A 19733-nucleotide genomic window follows, 5' to 3' on the forward strand; every position below is an offset into this window, starting at 1 on the left:
CCGGCCGCAACGAAATGCGGTGTGTCCATGCCCGCTTTGACTCGTCCATTGGTCTTGGTGCTCGGCGTCGACAAGTACGTGCTCGAGGCCTGCGTGCGCCACGACGTCGAGACCGTCCTCGTCGAAGGCGGCGGCCAGCGCGACTACGCGCTCCAGCCGATCCCCGCGGGCGTGACCGTGCTGCGCGTGGACAGCGTGTCGAGCCCGGAGGCCGTGCTCGGAGCACTGCACCGCAACGGGTACGCGGGACGGCGGTTCGACGCCGTGCAGACCACCGACGAGTGGGCCATGGTCACCGCGGGCCTGCTCGCCCAGCACCTCGGTGCCCGAGCCATCGACCCCGTCACCGCACTGCACTTCCGCGACAAGTCGCTGCAGAAGCAGCGGATCCTGGAGGCGGGGCTCCCCGCCGCGCGGTCCCACGTCATCGACGACATCCACGACCTCGGCGACCTCGACGAACTGCCGTTCGGCAAGGCGGTGCTCAAGCCCATCGCCGGCGCCGCGACCACGATGACGTCGGTGGTCGAGGACATCGCCCGGCTGCGCGCGCTCAGTGCGAAGTACCGCGCGGACCACACCGGCCAGCGCACGTTCACCCTGGAGGAGTTCGTCACGGGCGACGAGTGGGTCGCCGACGGGATCGTGCACGACGGCGAGATCCTGTTCTGCGCGCTCGGCCGCTACAGCGTCCCGTGCCTCACGACCGTCGACTCCGCGCTCCCCCTGGTGCTGCGCCGGTTCGACCCCAGCAGCGAGGCGTGGGCGTACGAGCTGGGCGAACCCTTCGTGCACAAGGCGATCAGCGCGCTCGGCCTGCGTGACGGCGTCTTCCACCTCGAGCTCTTCCACGACGAGAAGACCGGCACCCTGACGTTCGGCGAGTGCGCCGCCCGCCGCGGTGGCGCACTGGTGCACGAGGAGGTGCAGGTCAAGTTCGGCGTGCACCTCGGCGAGGGCGCCCTGCTGCCGTTGCTCGGCATCAAGCCGGAGATAGACGTGAAGGTGCGCCCGGAGACAGTCGGCAGCACCTTCCTGATGGGCAGACCGGGCACGTTGTTCCACTGCCCGTCGCCGGCGGAGATGCGCGCGCTGCCCGGCGTCGAGCACGTCCGGGTGGAGGCCGCCTTCGGCCAGGTGCTCTCCGACGCCGTGGGCAGCACCAACGCGCGCATCGCGCAGGTGCTCGTGTCCGCGGACTCGGAGGAGGCGATGCTGAGCCGGTTCGAGGAGCTGCGGGACTGGTTCGGCGAACGCCTGCTCATCGCGCCGTCCGGAGGCCCCGTGCGGGAGCTCCGGGCGTGGCAGCGGGAGAACTGGCCGGCCGAGGACCACCGGGACCTGCCGTGGCAGTGATCACCGGACTGCTCCCCGACACCAGGGAGCAACGGGCGCTCGCCATCGCCCACTTCGTGAACGCGGTCGGCAGCGGCATGTTCATGGCGGGCAGCGTCCTCTACTTCACCCGCATCGTCGGCCTGCCGATGACCCAGGTCGCGCTCGGGCTCTTCCTCGGTGCGATGACCGGGCTCGTGGCCGGGATCCTCGGCGGCAGGATCGCCGACCGCTACGGGGCGCGGGAGACCCAGATCGTCGTCATGATCGTCGGCGCCGCGGCGATGATCTGCTTCACCTTCGTCACCTCGCTCGGCGCGTACCTCGTGGTGTCCGTCCTGATCGGACTCGTGTTCGCCGCCGACAAGTCCAGCAAGGCTCCGCTGGTCCGGCACTTCGGTGGCGAGAACCCCGCCGCGTACCGCGCCTACCTCCGCTCGGTGGTGAACCTCGCGATCGCCCTCGGCTCGCTCGCCGCCGGCATCGCCCTGCAGATCGACAGCAAGCCGGCGTACCTGGTGCTGATCGTCGGGCGCGCGCTGTCGTTCCTCGCGGGCGCGGCGATGCTCGTGCGGCTGCCGCGGGTCGCCCCCTCGCACACGTCGGCGGACTCCGGCCGCTGGATCGCGCTGCGCGACCGTCCGTACCTGGCCGCGACCGCGCTGAACAGCCTGATGTCACTGCACTACGCGGTGCCCACGTTCCTGCTGCCCCTCTGGGTCGTCGAGCACACCGAAGCTCCCAAGTGGATGGTGTCGGTCGCGCTCGTGCTGAACACCGCCATGATCATCACGTTGCAGGTGGTGCTCAGCCGCAACGTCTCCGACCACGTCACCGCGGGCGTCCGGATGCGGTGGGCGGGACTCGCGGTCGCGGCGGGCCTCGTCCTCATGGCGACCGCGGGCACGCAGAACGCCGAGGTCGCCATCGGGCTGCTCCTGTTGTCCACGGCCGTCTACACGCTCGGGGAGCTGTGGCACGCGGCCGCGGCGATGGAGTACTCGTTCGGCCTCGCCGCGCCGCACGCCCAGGGGCAGTACTCGGGTGTGTTCGGACTCGGCGGCGGTGTCGCCGAGGCACTGGCGCCCGCCGTGCTCGGCCTGGCCATCACCTACGGCTGGCCCGCCTGGCTGCTCATCGCGGCCGGCTTCGCCGCCGTGGGTCTCCTCAGCTCACCGCTGGTCTCGTTCGCCCTGCGGCGTTGGCGACCCGCGCACCTGTGATCGCCCTGGTCGCGCCGCGACCGGTGACTCCCACCAGAAAGGCAGACCAGTGACTCTGACCGACGCGGGAACCCGCACGGACATGATCGAACTCGTGCCCGGTCTCCAGTTCGACCCGGAGAAGATCACCGAGGCCTACCAGCAGGTCGTCGACCGCGTGCCGGTGACGGACCCGGCCAACCCCGAGCACCGCCTGCGCAGGCTCGGCCTGACCCACCGCCGGGACGCGCAGGACCCGTGGCACGACGCGGGCAACGGGCAGTTCGACCAGGCGACGGGCCAGAAGAACTTCGAGGAGGCGGACTTCGGCTTCTTCAACGAGGAGCTGAAGGACACCTACTTCTACGAGATCTACCAGAGCCTCACGTTCCAGATCGGCCGCATGCGGCTCGTCGCGCTGCACCCGTCGGAGATCTACCACATGCACACCGACGCCTCGCGCGTCGCGCACATGGCGATCAAGACCAACGAGGACGCCCGGCTTCTGCTGCGCCGCAACGGAGAGACGTACCACGTCCCGACCGACGGCCGGATCCACATCCTCAACACCAAGCTGCACCACTCCGCCTACAACGCGGGAGGCGACACCCGGATCCACCTGACGATGACCATCGTCGAGTGATCTGACCACGCCGACCCACAACGGAGGACTCCCCCACATGACTGGACAGTCACGCCCGGTCGCCGTGATCGTCGACGGCTACACCACGGGCAACTTCCTTCCGCCCGCGTTCACCGCCATCGGCGCGGACGTGGTGCACGTGCAGAGCAGCGCCGAGCTGATGACGTCCATGACCCTGCCCGACCTGTCGGCGTACCGCGCCAACATCGTCTGCACCTCACCGGAGGCGGCGGCGAGGGTGCTCGCCGAGTACGCGCCGGTCGCCGTGGTCACCGGGCAGGAGCCCGGCGTCGAGTGGACGGACCGCCTGAACGCGCTGCTCGGCCTGCCCGGCAACGACCCCGCCTCCTGGCGGGCCCGCCGCGACAAGTACGAGATGATCGAGGCGTTGCGGCGTGCCGGGGTGCGGTGCGCGGAGCAGTTCAAGAGCTCCGACCCCGAGGCGATCGTCGAGTGGGCGGAGCAGCGCGGGGAGTACCCCGTCGTGGTGAAGCCGCTCGCGTCGGCCGCGACCGACGGCGTGGCCGTGTGCTCCTCCCCCGACGAGGTCCGCAAGGCGGCCGAGGTCGTCCTCGGGGCGAGCGACATCTTCGAGACCCGCAACCGCGAGGCGCTCGTGCAGTCGTACCTCGCGGGCACCGAGTACACGGTGGACATGGTGACCGTCGGCGGGAAGCGGTACACCAACGGTGTCTCGCGCTACCGCAAGCGGCTTCAGGGCACGCACAACATCTACGACCGCGAGGACCTGCTCGACCCGGCCTCCCCCGAGGTCGCGGCGCTGGTCGAGTACACCTCGTCCGCGCTCGACGCCCTCGGCGTCCAGTCGGGACCGACGCACGCCGAGGTGATCATCACCGAGGACGGGCCCGCACTGGTGGAGGTCGGCGCCCGGCTCAGCGGCAGCCTCGCACCGGAGTTCCAGCGGGCCTGCACGGGCGTGGACCAGGCCCACCTGGTCGCCCTCGCCGCGGTCCGGCCGCAGGAGTTCCTCGACCGGTACGCGGGCAAGGTGTTCAGCCGCAACAGGTTCGGCGCCCTGGTCATCACGGCGACCGAGCTGGACGGGACCGTCGAGGAGATCGACCCCGGCGCGCTGGCCCAGCTCGAGGCGCTGCCCTCGCTGACCAACCTGCGGGTGAAGATCAAGGCGGGCGGGCGGATCAAGCCGACCGTCGACCTCTACACCAGCACCCTCGGCGTGCACCTGGCCACCGACTCGGCGGACCAGCTCGAACGCGACTACGAGCGCGTGCAGCAACTCAAGGACGCCATCTTCCGGCTGCGCTGAGCCGGCTATCTCCCGAGGACGACGAGGATGACCACTCCACCCGAAGAACGCCGGCTGCTCCTGGTCGGTGGCGGCGGGGACATGACGCTCAGCGTCGACGTCGCCGTGGCCGCGCTGCGTCAGGCCGCCGCCCGCGGCCTGACCACGCACGTCACCAACCTGGAGGAGACGCTCGCGGCGACCCCCGCCGTCAGCGCGGCCGCCGACGCCGCCTCCGCGGTCGACCACACCGACCCCGGTGCGGTCGCCAAGTGGGCTGCGGGCCAGGGGTTCGACGTCGTCTTCGGGGTCAGGGAGATGGCCCAGGTCGCCGTCGCCGAGACGGCCACGTCCCTGGGGCTGCCGGGCAACGACCCGGACGCCGTCCGGCGGATCCGCACCAAGGACTCGTGCCGTGAGGCGCTGACCGCGGCGGGATTCCGCCAGCCCCGGGTCAGGGTCTGCCGGAGTCTCGCCGACGCGGAGGAGTTCGCCGCGTCGGTCCCCGGCCCGTGGGTCGTCAAGCCCAGGGACGGTTCCAGCAGCGAGGGCGTGAAGCTCGCGTCCGGCGGGGCGGAGCTGGCCGAGGCCGTCGCCGCGCTCCCGAACCCCGACGAGTTCCTCGTCGAGGAGTTCGTCACCGGTGCAGAGTTCAGCGTCGAGGGCGTGTTCCTCGGCGGTGAACCGCACGTGTTCGCGGTGACGGCCAAGGAGAAGCTCCCGCCGCCGTACTTCGTGGAGATCGGCCACGTGCTGCCGTCCGGGCTGCCGAGGGCGGACGGGGAACGCATCGAGGCGACGGTGGTCGCCGCGCTGAAGGCGCTCGGCCTGACGCACGGGCTGTTCCACGTCGAGCTGTGGCTCAACAGCGGCGGGGTCGTGCTCGGCGAGGTGCACGCCCGCATCGGCGGTGGCTGGATCCACAAGATGCTGGAGCACACCATCCCCGGCATCGAGCTGTACGGGCTCGCGTACGACGACGCGCTCGACGCCGGCGACCCGCCGAAGTTCTTCAACACCACCGGTGCCGCGGCGTCGCGGTACTTCGTGCCGCCCGCCGGGCGGATCACCGCGATCTCCGGGTGGGACGCGGTCAAGGCGCACCCGGCCGTGCTCTACGCGGAGCTCGCCGTCGGCGAGGGAGACGTGGTGCGGCCGTTCAGCTCGGGCGAGGACAGGGTCGGCGCGGTGGTCGTGGGCGCCGAGACGCCCGGTGCCGCCCGCAGGCTCGCGGCCGAGCTCGTGGAGTCCGTCGAGTTCGAGGTGGAGCCCGCATGATCAGCGACACCCGCCTGACGATCGACGTCAGCGTCGAACCGCTGCCGCTGCGCCGGTCCTTCGAGATCTCGCACATGACGATCGAGTCCGTCGACATCGTCCGCCTCGTCGTCTCCGGTGACGGCGAGTCGGGGCTCGGCGAGATCGCGGCCGACCTCGGGTACGGCCAGGACTCGCGGCAGATCGCGCAGGAGGCCGCCGCGCTCGCCGCGCAGGTCGACGCGCGCGGTCCGAGGACCACGGCGGAGCTCTGCGCGGCGTTGCTCGCGGCGGGCGACCTCGCCTCCGGCCCCGCCAGGATGCTGGTGGAGATGGCCTTCCTCGACCGCGCCGCGAAGCAGGCCGGGGTGCCGGTGTGGCGCCTCGTCGACCTGCCGGAGCCCGGCGAGGTGCGCTTGCTGCACACCGTGCCGATCGGCGAGGAGATCCCGGCGGCGGTGCGGCCGGTGAAGATCAAGCTCGGCGGCCGGGACGACGACGCCGTGCTCGCGGGTCTCGTGGGCGTGCCCGGCCCGGTGATCCTCGACGTCAACTGCGGCTGGGACGCGGCCGACTGGCAGCGCCTGCGCGCTGTCGTCACCGAGATCGCGCCGGCGGTGCTGGAGGACCCGGTGCGCGACAGGAGCCTGCTCGCCGAGATCCGGGCGGCGCTGCCGGGCACGGCCGTGATCCTCGACGAGGGCGTCAACACCGCGGCGGACGTCGCCGCGGCGATCGCCATCGCCGACGGCGCCAACACGAAGCTCATGCGCCTCGGCGGACTGCTGCCGGGCCGTGCGGTGCTCACGGACCTGGCCGAGCGGGGTGCGACCAGGATGCTCGGCTGCTTCCTCGAACCGCCACGCGCCATCGCCTACGCCGCGCAGGTCGCCGGTCTGTGCGACTGGACCGACCTCGACGGCCACTTCTGGCTCGTGGACACCGAACCCGTCATGTCCTACCGGCTCGACAGCTCGGCGCCCGGCGTGCCGGTCATCGCCGCCTGACCTGGTCGTGAGAGGAAATCCGCCACAGATGGACACGATCACGACGCCGTACGGCGCCTGGCCGTCCCCGATCGACGCCGACGCGGTGGCCGCCGGGGAGGCCCTGCTGGAGTGGGTCGGGTTCGCCGGCACCGAGGCCTGGTGGACCGAGACCCTTCCGGCGGAGGGCGGCCGCAACGCGTTGATGCGGCACACCGCCGGCGGTCCGGTGGAGGTCCTGCCCGGCTGGGACGTGCGCTCCAAGGTGATCGAGTACGGCGGACGCCCGTGGACCGCGACGTCCGCCACGGACGTGATCTTCTCCTCCTTCGGCGACGACCGCGTGTACCGCGCCGTCGACGGCGGCGAGCCGGTGCCGCTGAGCCCGGCGGACGGCGAGATCTCCCTGCGGTACGCGGACTTCTCGGTCCGCGGCGACGAGGTCCTCTGCCTGCGGGAGACGGTGCTCGACGCCGCCGCGACCAAGGTGACGCGGCACCTCGTCGCCCTGCCGCTCGACGGCGGCGCGGCCGACGACCCCGCACGCGTGCGCGTGCTCGCCGCGTCGCACGACTTCATGACCGGGCCGCGGGTCTCGCCTCGGGGCGACCAGGTGGCGTGGCTCGGCTGGAACCACCCGGCGATGCCCTGGGACGGCACGGAACTGCTCGTCGCCGGGATCGCGGCGGACGGCACGCTCGGCGCGCCCGCGGTGGTGCTCGGCGGGCCGGCGGAGTCGGTGACGCAGGCGGACTGGGCACCGGACGGCACGCTGCTCGCCCTCACCGACCGCACCGGCTGGTGGAACCTCCACCGCGTCACCGCCGACGGCGACGTGACGCCGTTGTGCGAACGGCCAGAGGAGTTCGGCGAAGCGTTGTGGCGCATCGGGTTGCGCTGGGCACTCCCGCTCGCGGACGGGACGACGGCGGTGTTCCACGGCACGAGCGGCCGCCATCTGGGTGTCGTCTCCAACGCCGGGCTGCGCGACGTCGCCAGCCCGTACACCGAGTGGTTCTACCCCGCCACCGACGGCGAACGGGTCGCGGTCGTCGCGGCGGGGCCACGGCACCGCCGCGCGGTGGTGCTGATCGATCCCGCCACGGGAGAGCACCAGGTGCTGCGTCAGATCGCGGGTGCGCACGACGAGCACTTCTCCGTTCCCGTGCACCGCGTCGACGACGGCGTCCACTCCCACCTGTACCCGCCGGCCAACCCCGGCCACACCGGACCGGACGGCGAGCTGCCGCCGTACGTCGTGTTCGTCCACGGTGGACCGACGAGCAGAAGCCACCGCGTGCTCAACACGGAGATCTCCTACTTCACCAGCCGGGGCATCGGCGTGGTGGACGTGCAGTACCGCGGGTCGACCGGCTTCGGCCGCGTCTACCGCGAAGGGCTGCGCGAGAACTGGGGCCTGGTCGACGTCGCCGACTGCGCGACCGTCGCCCGTGCCCTGCTCGCGGAGGGGGTCACCGACCGCGTCGCGATCCGCGGCGGGAGCGCGGGCGGCTGGACCGCCGCGGCCTCGCTGACGACCGTGCCCGACCTCTACCGCGCCGCCACGATCCACTACCCCGTGCTCGACCTCGAGGGCTGGCGCACCCGAGGCACCCACGACTTCGAGTCGCGCTACCTCGACGGCCTGGTCGGGCCGTGGCCCGACCGCCGCGCCGACTACCGCGACCGCTCGCCCGTGCACCACGTGGGCCGGATCACCGCGGAGATCCTGCTGTGCCAAGGGCTGGACGACACGGTGTGCCCGCCTGCCCAGGCGGAGGCGCTGGTCGCCGGTCTCGCGGCCGGTGGCGTCCCGCACGAGTACCTGACATTTCCCGGGGAGAGACACGGCTTCCGCCGGGCGGACACGATCGCCGAATGCCTGAGGGCCGAACTGCGGCTCTACGGCCGCGCGTTCGGGTTCGCCCCGGCGGTGGGCGACTGAACCCGGACGCGTCCGGCTCGCCCAGGTCGTGTCCTGCAAGTCCGTCCGAGACGGTCGCGGCCGAGGCCCCGGACTCCCGGCCGTGACTCTCCTCGAACCAGACCCGCAGGACACGACCCAGTGAGGAAAGAAGACGATGTCGTTAGCGGAAACCGTCGCCGATCCGGACGACACAGCCGATTGGCGGTTCGACGAGCTCACGTTCGACCGGTTGACCCCTGAGGTCCGGCGCGGCCTGAAGGCCCTGTGCCGCACGGACAACTGGCACGGCCCCCTCGCCGTCCTCTTCGAGTTCGCGCTGATCGCGTTCTCGGTCTTCCTCTGCGTGGGCGTCTCGTGGTGGTTCTTCCCGCTCTCCGCGGTGCTGATCGGTACCACGCAACGCTTTCTCGCACACCTGCTGCACGAGTCGTCGCACAAGACGTTCGCGTCCAACCCGGTCCTGAACGTCCTCGGCGGCACCGTGCTGAGCGGCTACCTGGTCTTCCAGCTCCAGGGGCCCTACCGCAACACGCACGTCGGGCTGCACCACCGCAACCTCGGTGACCCCGACCTCGACCCCGACTACCGCTTCCACCTCGACCTGGGCCTCTACGACCCGGCGAGGTCGAGCCGGACGCTCGTGCTGCGCGAGGTCGTGTTCTCGCTGCTGGGCCTGAGGATCTTCTCCTACCTCAAGTACCTGATCCGCGAACGGTTCCACCTCGACCCGTCGGTCCCCCAGATGTCCCAGCCGATGCCGATCAAGGCGGAACGGGCGATCTTCGCCGCCGAGTGGGCGCTCATCATCGGCGTCTGCGCGTACTTCGGCTTCCTGCCCGAGCTCCTGTTGTTCTGGTTCGTGCCGCTGTGCACGACCAGCGTCGCCGTGGGCTGGATCTCCGAGCTGGCCGAGCACTACCCGATGCCGGAGGGCGAGTCCAAGCGCGTGCTGCTCACCCGCAACCGCCACGGCAGGTTGTGGGAGCGGTTCCTCTTCAGCAGGCACAACGACCGCTTCCACCTGGTGCACCACCTCAACACCGGCCTGCCGTTCTGGAACCTCAAGCGCGCGCACGAGGTGCTGCTGAACGACCCCGGCTACGCGCGGTGGGACAGCCTGTGGGCGGGCGTGTTCACGCGACCGGCGGACCGCAGGGGCAAGGAGACGGTCGTCAGCTACGCGGTCAAGTACCGGCAGTGGCGGCAGAACGGCGGCGACCACACCGCGGGCCCGAGCTTCGCCACCCTGATGATGATCACCGCGGGAAAGGCCGGCAAATGACCATCGACAGCACCGACTTCGGCGCGGCGGGGCGAAGCCTGCGCTCGTTCGCGGCGAACCCGGAACTGCGCTCGGCGTTCGCCGCGCCCGGCTCCCCGTTGCGCACCGCGTTCGCTCCGGCCGCACGCCGGTTCGTGGCCGCCGCGGACGAGGACGAGGTCCTCGACCGAGTGGTCACGCTGACCGGCAAGGGATACCTGACCTCCGTCGAGGCGGTCGGTGAGGAGATCACCGACCCGGCCGAGATCGAGGCCGTCGTCACCGGCTACCTCTCGCTGCTCGCCAGGACGCCCGTGCCCGTCCAGCTCGGCTTCGACCTCACTGCCGTCGGCATGCTGCGGTCACCGGGACTGGCGCTGGACAACACCGCCAGGATCCTGGAGACCGCCGCGCGGCACGACTCGTCGGTCGTGATCAGCATGGAGCGCTCGGAGCTCGTCGACGACATCCTCGACGTGTTCTTCAAGCTGGCCCAGCACCACGACAACGTCGGGGTGACCGTCCAGGCGCACCTGCACCGCACCGCGGACGACCTCCCCGCCGTCGCCGCGACCGGGGCGAAGGTGAGGCTGGTCAAGGGCGTGTACGCCGAACCGGCCGACGTCGCGCTCCCCCGCGGGGGCGAGCTCACCGACCGGTACCTCGAGCTGGCGGAGCGGTTCGCCGGCGCGGGCACCCGGCTCGCCCTGGCGACGCACGACGCGACGTTGCTCGGCCTCGCGCGGAACCAGGGGCTGCTGGACCGCGTCGACGAGATCGAGATGCTGCACGGCGTGCAACCCGAACTGCTGCGCGCACACCGCGAGGCAGGAACTGCTTGCCGGGTCTACCTGACCTACGGCGAGAACTGGTGGCTGCACCTGCTGCACCGGGTCGCAGAGCACCCGCCGACCGTGATCACCGCGCTCGCCGACCTGGCCGACCCCGATCGGGTCGTCTTCGGCGCGCAGTACTGAAGGAGCTCACATGATCCACCTGAACACCGCGGGCGCGGGCATCATGCCGGCCGCCGTCGCCGACGCGATGCTCGACTGCGTGCGCAGGGAGGTGGAGCACGGTGCGTACGAGACCGAGCTCCACTACGACAAGGTCCTGCAACACGAGCTGTACGAGCGCATCGCGCACCTCGTGGGTGCCCCGGTCGGCGACGTCGCGTTCTTCGACAGCGCGACGCGGGCGTGGGTTCGGGTGGTGTCACGGCTTCAGCTGGGCCCCGCGGACAGGGTCTGGGTGAGCCCCTACGAGTACGCGGGCAACCTGATCTCGTTGCACGTCCTGCGCGACCGCACCGGCTGCGCGATCGAGATCATCCCGACCACCGCCACCGGTGATCTCGACCTGGAGTGGATGGCCGCCAACGTCAACGGCGACGTGGCTTTCGTCTCGATCACCCACATCCCGTCCGGCTGCGGCATCGTGAACCCGGTCGCCGAGATCGGCCGGATCCTCGCGGGGCAGCGCGCGTTCTACGCGGTCGACGCGTGCCAGTCGATCGGCCAGGTGCCGATCGACGTCGCCGAGATCGGGTGCCAGCTCCTCACCGGTGCCGGCCGCAAGTTCCTGCGCGGTCCGCGCGGCACCGGGTTCGCCTACGTGGCACCGGAACTGCGCGACGCGCTGCAGGTGGAGACGCACGACCTGCACGTCGCCCACGTCGTCTCCCCGGAGAGGTACGTGGTCGACGACACGAGCGCCCGGTCGCTCGAGCTCGCCGAACGGACCACCGCGTCCGCGCTCGGCTTCCACGCCGCGCTCGCCGACGTCACCTACGCGGACCAGGAGATCTACCAGGCGTTGCGCGCGACGCTGGCCGAGCTCCCGGTCGACCGGATCGAGCCCGGCACCGTCCACTCGGGAATCGCCTCGTTCCACCACTCCGGTGTGCCGGCGGAACGCATCCGCGACGGTCTCGCCGAACGCGGCATCAACGGCTGGAAGATCACCGGCAACCACACGCCGATCTACATGGCCGAACGCGGCGTCGAGACGGCCGTCCGGTTGTCCGTGCACCACTACAACACCCTCGACGACGTGGCCGCGGCAGGCCAGGCGCTCGCCGAGATCCTCCAGCCGTGAACGTGAAGGTGCTCACCGAGGGCCTGGTCCCGCGGACCAGGTCCGGCAGGCTGCTCACGTTCTGCGCCGGGATCGACTCGCTGACCATCGGCCTGTTCCTGGCCGTGCCGATGCTGTACTTCGTGCCGATGCTCGGCATCGAGGCGGTCACGGTCGGTCTCGTGCTCTCGATCGCGAACGTCGCGGGACTGCTGTCCCCCGTGCCGTTCGGCAGTCTCGCCGACCGGGTGGGCCCCAACCGCGTCTACATAGGACTCATGGTGGTGCGCGCCACCGGGTTCGTGAGCTACGTGTTCGTCACCGAGGTCGTGGGCTATCTGGTCGTCACGACCGTCATCGCCGCCGCGACCCGTGCGTGCCTGCCGCTGTTGCAGGTCGTGGTCGGCGAGGTGGAGGACGAGTCGACCAGGGCCAGGACGACCGCGACGTTGCGGGCGTTCAACAACATCGGTCTCACCGGCGGGTTCCTCGTCACGGCGCTGGCCCAGCTGACCGGCTCCCGGCTGGGGTTCCAGGCGGCGTTCGTGCTGGACGCGCTGGCGCTGCTGTCCGCGGCGGGCGCGATGCTGCTGATCGGCAAGGTGACCCGCACCGCGCCGGCCGAGGAGGACCGCGCGCCGCGCACTCCGTTCCGCGACCTGCGCTTCCTCGTGCTCACGTCCGCGAACGCGATCCTGTTGCTGCACGACGCGATCCTGTTCGTCCTGCTGCCGCTGTGGATCGTGCGCCAGGGCCTGCCGGGCCCGGTGGGTCCGCTGCTGCTCGCGGTGAACACCGTGCTGACGGTGCTGCTGCAGATCACGTTGTCCCGCAACCTCAAGGGGGTCGCGCAGGCGGCCAGGATGCTGCGTCGCGGCTGTGCGTTCATGCTGCTGTCCTGCGCGCTGTTCCTGGTGGCGGAGCACACCGGCTGGGCGCTCGTGCTGGCCGCGGCCGCCGTCGTCGCCCTGACCATCGGCGAGAACATGCACACCATCGCGGCGTGGGAGATGTCCTACGCCATGGCGCCTCCCGCGGCGCGCGGCCGTTACCTGTCGCTCTTCAGCGCGGGAGCGAGCACCGAGCTGGTGTTCGGCCCCGTGCTCATCACCGCGGTGGTGCTCCCGGCCGCCGCCCTCGGCTGGGTGATCCTGGCGGCCCTGTTCGCCGCCGCGACAGCGCTCATGATCATGGCCTTCAGGCCGACGACCACCACATCGGAAGTGACACATGTCTGAGCACGTCCTGATCTTCGGGCACGGCCCCAACATCGACTACGGGACGCTGCTGCGCGCGCATCCCGATGTGACCACGAGCCTGATCTGCCGCCCGGAGAGCCTGACCAAGTTCGGCGTGCCGGAAGGCCACCAGCGCATCATCGCCATCCCCAAGGGCGCGCCGATCGAGGAGGTCGTCGCCCAGGCCAGGGCGATCCCGGAACCGGTCACCCGCATCGGCGCGTTCTGGGAGCTCGACCAGGAACGCGCCGCCGCCGTGGGCGCCGCGCTCGGCGTGCCGACCCACCACCCGAGCACGGTCCGCGCGGTGTCCGACAAGGACGCGATGCGCGAGCGCCTGCGTTCCTCCGGCGTGGACGACACGGCCGCCGCCCTGGTCACCTCGCCCTCGGACATCATCGACTTCGGCACGCGCCACGGCTACCCGCTGGTCGTCAAGCCCGTCGCGGCCTCCGGCAGCTGCGGCGTCCGGGTGGTGCGGTCCGTGTCCGAGGCGACCGAGGCCTACGCCGTCGCGTCGGGTGACTTCCTGGGCGTCACGCGGGCGGAGGTGATGGTCGAGCAGTTCCACGTGGGCGCGCAGTTCAGCGTCGAGTCGTTCAGCGACAACGGTGAGCACGTGGTCGTCGCCATCACGAAGAAGTACTCGGACCCCCACTCGTTGATCGAACTGGGCCACGTCTGCCCGGCCGAGCTGGACCCGGCGGACCAGGCGGCCATCGAGAACTACGTGACCGACGTGCTCAAGGCCCTGGACGTCCAGCTGGGCGCCACGCACACCGAGGTGGTCCTGACCACCGCAGGCCCGCGGATCATCGAGACCCACCTGCGCATCGGCGGCGACTTCATCTTCGACCTGGTCCGCGACGCCACGGGCGTGGACCTCGTCGACCTGCAGGTCCGCCAGACGCTGCGCCGGCCGGTCCTGGAGGAGGCCCGCCCGAAGCCCTCCCACCACGAGGCCATCTGGTACGCGCCTCCCACGGCCGCGGGCACCTTCGCGGGCATGACCGCCCCGCCCACCGTGACGGCGCTGCACGAGCCGGGCACCGACCTGACCGGCCTGTCCGGTTCGTGGTCCCGCCTGGCGCACGCACGGGCCACCGGCTCGACCGCCGAGAGCGCGGTCGCGGCGGCGCAGGAGGCGATCACGGCGACCACGTTCGACATCAAGCTGGCCGCGACGATCCCCTTCACCGTGTAGCGGGTGCCGCCCGCGAGCGCACGGCTTGCACGCGGTGTCTGCGTTGGTGAAGCCGGCGTTTCGGCCAGGCGGGGTGCGAGCGATGCCGCCTGCCAGAACCCTCGCCGGGGACGCCAGGCACAGACCCTCCCTCCACCCTCCCTCTCGTCACCTCCTGCCCGGCTCGTACGACGAGCCGGGCAGACGTGTGTTCGGGGGCAACTCGGCTGCCCCTGAACACTCGACACCTCCGAGGACCTTGGCCTGGATCGGACAGGATGCCGCCGGATCAGGCGCAGACCGTTGCCATAGGTCGGAGGGCTGTTACGGTGCGTACGGGCGCAGGGATTTCTAAACTTAATTTAGTATTTATTCTTGACGCGATCGGGTGACCGAAGCATGCTTTGGCCACTCGACGACGAGAGGTACGGGTATGCCGAGAACCCTGCTGTCCGCGGCCGCCATCGCGTTCGCGTTGGTGGTGCCCACGGCGGTCGCCGCCGCTCCTGCTGCCACGTCCGGCCCCGTTGAGCACGCGGGCGTCGACCAAGGGGCGCCCACTTACTACGACTCCGGCGTCGCGCGCACGCCGTACATGGGGTGGAACTCCTACTTCGCCGTTGGGGCGGCGTCGGAGGAGAAGGTGCTCGGGGTGGCCGACCACCTCGTGAGCAGTGGCCTGGCGAAGGCCGGGTACGACATCGTGTGGATCGACGGCGGGTGGAACGCCAGCCCGCCGCGGGACGGCAGGGGTTCGCTGGTGCCCGACCCCGCGCGGTTCCCGTCCGGGTTCTCCAAGCTCACGGAGAAGCTGCACGCCAAGGGGTTGAAGGCGGGCATCTACACCGATGCCGGGGCCTGGGACGGCAAGAACTGCGCCGCCGGCAGTGGTGGTGGGTACTACGAGGCCGACGCCAGGCAGTTCGCCGGGTGGAAGTTCGACGCCATCAAGATCGACTTCCTGTGCGGCATCGCGCAGAACATGGACCCGGCCGTCGCCTTCACGCAGTTCTCCGCCGCCGTGCAGAAGGCCGGGCGGAAGATGATCCTCAACCTGTGCAACCCCGTCACGGACGAGTGGGGTGTGCCGCACCGCTGGGACCAGACGGCGTACGTGGCTTACACGTACGGGCCGCGTGTCGGTGACTCGTGGCGGACGAGCACCGACGTCGCGTTCGGCACGCCGTACGAAGGCATCTGGCGCGACGTGCTGCGCAACATGGACCGCAACCTCTACCGGCCCGGCGCGCAGGGGCCCGGTCACTACAACGACCCCGACTACCTGATTCCGATGCGCAAGACGGAGCAGGGGACGTACGAGCTCAACGAGGAGGAGTCGACCTCGCAGCTCGTCATGTGGTCGGTGATGGCCTCGCCGCTCATCATCGGGTCGGACCCGCGCACGCTGCCGCAGTCGATGATCGACACGCTGAAGAACCCCGAGATCATCGCGGTGGACCAGGACCCGCTGGCCATCCAGGGCGTGCGGGTCGCGGGCTCGAACAACGTCGACGTGTACAGCAAGGTGTTGCAGGGCAAGGGCGAGCGGGCCGTGGCGGTGCTGAACCGCAACGACCAGCCGGCGGAGTTCTCGGTCAACGTCGCCGACACCGGCCTCAAGGGCACCGTCAGCGTCCGGGACCTGCGGGCGCGCGCCGACAAGGGCACGACGACCGACAAGATCACCGTCACGGTTCCCGCACACGGCACCGCGTTCCTCAAGCTGCGCGGCGAGACGGCGGTGCCCGGCACCGACGTCGGTGGCGAGACCTCGGCCAGCCCGGCGCTGGTTCGCTGGGACGACAAGACGATGGCCACGTTCGCGCGGGACAAGTCCGGCCGCCTCACGCAGCGGTCGATGGTCAACGGCGAGTGGCGCAACTGGGTCGTGCTCGGCGGCCCCAAGAACGGTCAGATCCTCGGCCAGCCTTCGGCGTTCGCCAGTGCCAACGGCCGCATCGACCTCTTCGTGCGCGGCACGGACAACGTGGCCTACCAACGGACCTTCGCGAACAACAAGTGGGGCAACTGGTCCTCGCTCGGCGGCAGCCTGACCGACTCGGTGTCGGTCGCGTTCACCGGTCCGGACAGCTGGAGCCTCTTCGGCCGCGGCGCCGACGGTCGCGTGTGGACGCGCGACAAGAGCAACGCCACCTGGACGTCGGTCGGTTCGCCCGGCAACCAGCAGATCTACGGCAGGCCGTCGGCCGCGACGGTGTCCGCCGGCACGTTCGTCACGGTCCGGCTGCAGGACGACTCCGCCTGGTACCGCAAGCGCACCGCGAACGGCTGGTCCGCGTGGACCTCGCTCGGCGGCGTGATCAGCGGCAGCCCGACGGCCCTCGCGAACGGGGACCGGGTCAACGTGTTCGTGCGCGGCAGCGACTACACGCTGTGGCAGCAGGACCTCGTCGACGGCGCGGGCACCTGGTGGTTCAAGCGCGACCAGTTCGTGAGCAACGCGCTCACCGGCGCGGTCGGCGCGGCGGCCGGCACGAACGGCTCGTCCTGGGTCGCCGTGCGCGGGCCGGACAACGCCGTGCACGTGGCGTCGCTCCCCACCCCCTGACCAGGCCCGTTGCCAGGAGTCACCCGATGAACCTCCCCGGAGCTCAAAGATGACCTCACGCCGCACGTTCCTCAAGGCCACCGGCGCCCTCGGCCTGGGCGCAGTGGTCCTGCCCACCTTCACCTCGCACGCCGAGCCGTACCGGCCGGGCGGCAACCCGCTCACCGCCGACCCGACCACGCTCTGGTATCCCGCTCCCGCCGACGAGGCGAAGATCATCGAGCAGGGTCTCCCGATCGGCAACGGGCGCCTCGGCGCGCTCGTCGGCGGTGGCGTCGAGAAGGACTTCCTGTACCTGACCGACGTCACGCTGTGGACCGGCGAGCTGAACGACGCCCTCGAAGGCGACGGCCAGCTGCCGTACGACCCGACGCACTTCGGCACGTTCTCCATGCTCGCCAAGCTCTACGTGAACGTCCCCGGCCACGCGGGCGCCACGAACTACCGCCGCGAGCTCGACCTGAGCAACGGCCTCGTCACCACGAGGTACACCTACGGCGGCAAGCAGTACCGCCGCGAGATCTACTCGAGCCACCCGGACGACGTGGTGGTCGTCCGGCTCGCCGGCCCGAACCAGACCGGCACGGTCGACCTCGTCGGCGCGCACGGCGAACCGACCGTGGGCGACTCGCCGCACACCGCCGCCGTCTTCACCGGTTCGTTCGCGAACAAGCTGGCGTACGCGGGTGTCGTCACGGCGTTCAGTCCTGATGGGACGGTCAAGCTGGACGGCGCGAAGCTGTCGTTCACCGGCTGCTCGGACCTCGTGATCGTGTTCTCCGGCGGCACGAACTACGTCCCCGACCACACCGCCGGGTTCATGGACCCGTTGGTGGAGCCGGCGAAGCTCGCGCTGGAGAAGGCCGGGGTGCGCGCCAAGGCGGACGCCCTGCTGCGCACGCACGTCGCCGACTACCGCAAGAAGTACGACCGGCAGCGCGTCGACCTCGGCCGCTCCACCGACGCCCAGCGCGCGATGGACACCTGGACCCGCCTGCGGGCCAGGGCGTCGAGCGCGACGCCCGACCCGGAGCTGGAGGCGAGCTACCTCCAGTTCGGCCGCTACCTCGCCATCACGGCGTCGCGGGACAACCTGCCGATCAACCTGCAGGGTCTGTGGCTGTCGAACAACAACCCGGACTGGTACAGCGACTACCACACCGACATCAACATCCAGATGAACTACTGGCTCGCGGACCGGGCCGCGCTGTCGGACACGTTCGAGGCGCTCGCCGACTACTGCGTCTCCCAGCTGCCGGCGTGGACCGGCACCACGCAGGCCGTGTACCAGGACGAGCGCAACCGCTTCCGCAACACCAACAACCGCGTGGCCGGCTGGGCGATCGCCTTCTCCACCAACATCTACGGCGGCAGCGGCTGGTGGTGGCACCCCGGCGGCAACGCGTGGCTCTGCATGTCGTTGTACGAGCACTACGAGTACACGCTCGACCGCGACTACCTGGCCAAGATCTACCCGTTGCTCAAGGGCGCCTGCGAGTTCTGGGAGGCCAGGCTCGTCGAGACCCCGGACGGCCTCGTCGACGACCACGACTGGTCACCGGAGCACGGCCCGCAGGACACCAGGGGCAACACCTACAACCAGGAGCTGGTGCACCACCTCTTCGGCACGTACCGCACCGCGACCGAGGTGCTGCGCCGCGACCAGGCGTACGGACGCAGGATGTCCGCGCTGCGCGACAAGCTCTACCTGCCGGTCGTCAGCCCGAAGACCGGCATGCTGCAGGAGTGGATGTCGCCCGACGACCTCGGCGAGACCACGCACCGCCACCTGTCGCCACTGGTCGGCTTCTTCCCCGGTGACCGCATCAACCGCGACGACTCCCCCGCCGCGATCCTCGACGGCGTGAAGCAGCACCTGATCACCCGCGGCATGGAGAGCTTCGGCTGGGGCCTCGCGTGGCGCGCGGCCTGCTGGGCGAGGCTGAAGGACGCCGACCGCTCGTACGAGCTGATCCAGAAGGTCATCCGGCCTTCGATCGACCACGCGAACGGCACGGCGCCCAACTTCTTCGACATGTACAGCTTCGGCGACCGTTCGATCTTCCAGATCGACGCGAACCTGGGCGCTCCGGCCGCGATGCTGGAGATGCTGCTGTACGGCCGCCCCGGCGTGATCGAACTGCTCCCCGCGCTGCCCAAGGCGTGGAAGACCGGTTCGGTGACCGGGATCGGCGCGCGCGGCGGCTTCAGCGTCGACCTGACGTGGAAGGACAGCAGGGTCACCAGTGTGACCGTGCGCAGCGTCGGCGGCACGGAGACCGAGGTCCGCTTCGGCACCTGGAAGAAGAAGGTCAGGCTGAACAAGGGCCAGTCGGTGACGTTGCGTCCCTGATCTGCCGCGGTGTGTGGTCATCGGCCGCTACGCTCCGCCGATGGCCACACACCTCTTCGAGGTCGACATGACGAAGTTGGCTTCGAACCGGTACAGCGGGCTGTGGCTCCGGTCCCTCGCGGAGTCCGGCGGGGTGGCGAACGAGCTGTACCGGACCGGCGAGCTCATGCATCGCGCGGTGCGGGACGGCCAGGTCATTTTGGTGCACCGCTGCCACCGCGAGGACTGCCTGGAGGTGGCCCGCAACGGCGGACAGGTCCACCTCGTCGTCAACAGCCGTACCGGCAGATGGGGCGTGCTGCACCAAGGACGTTGATCTATCGCGGCAGAGCGGTGCGGCCGATCTAGTGGCGTGTCTCGGAACGTTGGCGAGGTAATCCACGCTCGGCAGGGCACCTCGCGGCACCGCCCCCACGCCCCCGTACAACCAGTA

15 protein-coding genes are annotated in these 19733 nt (G+C 70.6%); all 15 read left to right on the top strand.

What is annotated here, in order from left to right; all coding sequences use genetic code 11:
• Window positions 1-27 precede the first annotated feature (27 nt).
• The 15 genes from ACQEU1_RS09095 to ACQEU1_RS09165 all read left to right on the top strand — a co-directional run bounded on the left by ACQEU1_RS09095 (window position 28) and on the right by ACQEU1_RS09165 (window position 19616).
• Complete coding sequence (locus ACQEU1_RS09095; RefSeq protein ID WP_433198256.1) at window positions 28-1356, top strand: hypothetical protein; 1329 nt, start codon at window positions 28-30, stop codon at window positions 1354-1356.
• Window positions 1347-2558, top strand: coding sequence for an MFS transporter (locus ACQEU1_RS09100; protein ID WP_433198258.1), 1212 nt, complete (start codon window positions 1347-1349; stop codon window positions 2556-2558). The genes ACQEU1_RS09095 and ACQEU1_RS09100 overlap by 10 nt, the downstream gene beginning before the upstream one ends.
• 49 nt (window positions 2559-2607) lie before the next feature.
• A complete protein-coding gene (locus tag ACQEU1_RS09105) occupies window positions 2608-3180 on the top strand; it encodes an aspartyl/asparaginyl beta-hydroxylase domain-containing protein (protein ID WP_433198260.1) in 573 nt (190 codons plus the stop codon).
• 37 nt (window positions 3181-3217) lie between these two features.
• The gene (locus ACQEU1_RS09110) at window positions 3218-4471 is read left to right on the top strand and encodes an ATP-grasp domain-containing protein (protein WP_433198262.1); all 1254 of its coding nucleotides are present in this window, start codon (window positions 3218-3220) and stop codon (window positions 4469-4471) included.
• Between the two features lie 27 nt (window positions 4472-4498).
• Window positions 4499-5728, top strand: a complete 1230-nt coding sequence (locus tag ACQEU1_RS09115) for an ATP-grasp domain-containing protein (RefSeq protein WP_433198264.1) — start codon at window positions 4499-4501, stop codon at window positions 5726-5728.
• The gene (locus ACQEU1_RS09120; protein WP_433198266.1) at window positions 5725-6714 is read left to right on the top strand and encodes an enolase C-terminal domain-like protein; all 990 of its coding nucleotides are present in this window, start codon (window positions 5725-5727) and stop codon (window positions 6712-6714) included. The genes ACQEU1_RS09115 and ACQEU1_RS09120 overlap by 4 nt, the downstream gene beginning before the upstream one ends.
• Before the next feature lie 28 nt (window positions 6715-6742).
• Complete coding sequence (locus ACQEU1_RS09125; protein WP_433198268.1) at window positions 6743-8638, top strand: prolyl oligopeptidase family serine peptidase; 1896 nt, start codon at window positions 6743-6745, stop codon at window positions 8636-8638.
• 136 nt (window positions 8639-8774) lie between these two features.
• Entirely contained in the window at window positions 8775-9902 is a 1128-nt protein-coding gene (locus tag ACQEU1_RS09130; RefSeq protein ID WP_433198270.1) for a fatty acid desaturase, read from the top strand.
• Complete coding sequence (locus ACQEU1_RS09135) at window positions 9899-10858, top strand: proline dehydrogenase family protein (RefSeq protein ID WP_433198272.1); 960 nt, start codon at window positions 9899-9901, stop codon at window positions 10856-10858. The genes ACQEU1_RS09130 and ACQEU1_RS09135 overlap by 4 nt, the downstream gene beginning before the upstream one ends.
• 10 nt (window positions 10859-10868) lie before the next feature.
• Window positions 10869-11978 (top strand): aminotransferase class V-fold PLP-dependent enzyme, encoded by a 1110-nt coding sequence (locus ACQEU1_RS09140; protein WP_433198274.1) that lies wholly within the window; start codon window positions 10869-10871, stop codon window positions 11976-11978.
• Complete coding sequence (locus ACQEU1_RS09145; RefSeq protein ID WP_433198276.1) at window positions 11975-13195, top strand: MFS transporter; 1221 nt, start codon at window positions 11975-11977, stop codon at window positions 13193-13195. Before ACQEU1_RS09140 ends, ACQEU1_RS09145 begins: the two co-directional genes overlap by 4 nt.
• Window positions 13188-14399 carry an ATP-grasp domain-containing protein gene (locus ACQEU1_RS09150; protein WP_433198278.1) on the top strand — a complete coding sequence of 404 codons (1212 nt, stop codon included), beginning with the start codon at window positions 13188-13190 and terminating at the stop codon, window positions 14397-14399. The genes ACQEU1_RS09145 and ACQEU1_RS09150 overlap by 8 nt, the downstream gene beginning before the upstream one ends.
• A gap of 412 nt (window positions 14400-14811) precedes the next feature.
• Window positions 14812-16947, top strand: coding sequence for a hypothetical protein (locus ACQEU1_RS09155; protein WP_433198280.1), 2136 nt, complete (start codon window positions 14812-14814; stop codon window positions 16945-16947).
• A 49-nt stretch (window positions 16948-16996) separates the two neighbouring features.
• Window positions 16997-19300, top strand: a complete 2304-nt coding sequence (locus ACQEU1_RS09160; protein ID WP_433198282.1) for a glycosyl hydrolase family 95 catalytic domain-containing protein — start codon at window positions 16997-16999, stop codon at window positions 19298-19300.
• A 40-nt stretch (window positions 19301-19340) separates the two neighbouring features.
• Entirely contained in the window at window positions 19341-19616 is a 276-nt protein-coding gene (locus ACQEU1_RS09165; protein ID WP_433198284.1) for a hypothetical protein, read from the top strand.
• The last annotated feature ends 117 nt before the right edge of the window (window positions 19617-19733 follow it).

Origin of the sequence: Lentzea sp. CA-135723, from assembly GCF_050936595.1 — a bacterium.
Lineage (GTDB): Bacteria > Actinomycetota > Actinomycetes > Mycobacteriales > Pseudonocardiaceae > Lentzea.